This window comes from Infirmifilum sp., from assembly GCF_049970975.1.
Taxonomy (GTDB): domain Archaea; phylum Thermoproteota; class Thermoprotei; order Thermofilales; family Thermofilaceae; genus Thermofilum; species Thermofilum uzonense.
In genome coordinates, this window is the sequence record NZ_JBMFLX010000186.1 from 1 (window position 1) to 1,943 (window position 1,943).

Consider the following 1,943-nt stretch of genomic DNA (forward strand, 5'->3'; position numbering starts at 1 on the left):
GTATAGGACTTGAACTCTTCGACGGCCGTTGCAAGAGCTTTAACAATTGGGTTTTTCCTGTGTGTACTAGTAGGTTTCTGTCTTTGATAATTGAGGTACTGTGCTATTTTGGTAGGCCAATCACCCGATAAGAATACAGCTACATACGCGCCTTCACCAAAATGGTTCTGCTCTGTATGGAAGCTCATCGTAAACGGTGAAGCCCTTCTAACTTTTATGGTATCCTTTGCTATTCTCCGCGGTAGTCCAAGAACCCATTCTTCATGCTGTTGACTCAACTTGTCACTACCTAAGACGGTCAACCTGCTTGCTTTTAGGAAGAAGTTGTGGATTTTAACAAATTCAGGGGGTTGAAGTCGTGGAATATGATATATTTGTGTGATGTACATATTTTTATCTTTAGATATCACGGGCAGAGGCGGTAGGTTACTTGATACATGAGGCCCTCGTCGTCCGCTCCGCCCCACAACTATGTTACTCTTCTTTACAATATCCTCAACTTCGTCGTATGTCTCCTTAATTAGCTTCGAAAGATCTTTAGTTATTTCAAGATCCCCGACTTTGAGCACGTCAAGCGAGCCTAGTCCTCGTCTAGCTCCCTTACCAACACCCATCATTTGCAAACCGACTAAAAGTATTTTTATGGCCGTAAGAGCATTGGATTGGTCTATTGGGGCCACAGTTCTGATGTGTATATTGAACTTACCCTTTCCAGGTGGTATTAGTTCGATTTTTTCCTCTTTACCTTTCTCTGCCTCTTTTTCTACCTTTCTCCTCCTCTTAAGTGTTAGCAACCTTATTCGCCCGTACTGCGTGTAATCGGGTTCCACATGACTGCGCTCGCCCTCTCGATTTATCGTCCATATTGGAACGTGATTCAGGGGCTCGATATAGATTTTTAACTGCGAAGGATACGTTTCATTCTTGCCTGCGTAGCCGAGACCTAGATTCTTTCCCACTATACTGCTTATCATGGAGACTTCTTCTCTGGTTGGTCTTAGGAAGATGATGTTTGGAGGTCGCTCTTCTAAGTAGCCTAGGTCGTACAGTACCCCGCCAACGAACGCTCTCGCCCACCAGCGCCAGAGGCCCTTTATCTCCGTAGCCCTAAGTCCGACGGGGTCGACAAGCCTCGGCTCGTACCACCCGGTCAACAGCGGCGTCGTGTTCTGGACTGTTATGACTACCTCGCTCATCAGGTTGTACACCTACTCGGATATGTAGGCTTCCGCGAGCCTCTTCAGCCACTCGGTTACTATTTTGGCCCTTTCCTCAACGGCAGGGTCTGCGAGTTTATCGAGTAGACTCCTGAAATCAGTAACACCTCCCCCGATTATTCCTTGCTGCTTGAGGAGGTAGACCAGGACACCACCGTAGAGCGCGTAGCTGCGCTCGTCTTCGTCCAGGTCTTTCATGTTCATAAGGCTACTGACTACCTCAACGCAGCTGTTTTTCTTCAAGCTCTCTTCGATCAGGCTCTTATTAGACCGCGCGGCTGTGAGGACGACGAGGTACCTGAGACCGTGCGCGGCGAGATCCGCGGGTAGGGACCTAGCCCTAGCTCTGAACTTCCCGAGTATGCGGCCTTTCTCCCCTCCGGCTGCGCTGGTGACGGCCTCTATACACTTTAAGACTTCAGCGACCAAGTCCTTGCTCTGCGTGGACAAGCCTTCTCACCTGGGTCAAGTACTCTACGTTGCCTCGGGTGGGGAGAAGTAGAGTTTTACAAGCCCTCGGCCAATGCTCTCCTTCCCTCCGACAAAGATAGCGCGTCCGTGGAGCGCCTTCCTTAAGTCGTCACACGGGTCCTTTCCCTCCCTAATTCTACACAGCACTAGCGAGACAAGGACTGTTTCCATCGGCAGGTACTCTTCGCTCCAGGGACCAGCATTAACGGTTTTCCTTTCTTTATCGAGTCTTACCCTCCACTGAATCATGACACT

At 49.2% G+C, this 1,943-nt stretch carries 2 protein-coding genes and 1 pseudogene; all 3 read right to left on the bottom strand.

Going from position 1 to position 1,943, the window contains the following annotated elements:
* Nucleotides 1-1,196, bottom strand: a 1,196-nt coding sequence (locus tag ACP5KC_RS10370) for an RAMP superfamily CRISPR-associated protein (protein ID WP_428287536.1), incomplete at its 3' end; no start/stop codon positions are given.
* Nucleotides 1,197-1,208: 12 nt separating this feature from the next.
* Nucleotides 1,209-1,667 (bottom strand): type III-B CRISPR module-associated protein Cmr5, encoded by a 459-nt coding sequence (gene cmr5, locus ACP5KC_RS10375; protein WP_428287537.1) that lies wholly within the window; start codon nucleotides 1,665-1,667, stop codon nucleotides 1,209-1,211.
* A gap of 24 nt (nucleotides 1,668-1,691) precedes the next feature.
* Nucleotides 1,692-1,943: pseudogene (locus tag ACP5KC_RS10380) on the bottom strand (type III-B CRISPR module RAMP protein Cmr4); the annotation flags it as partial.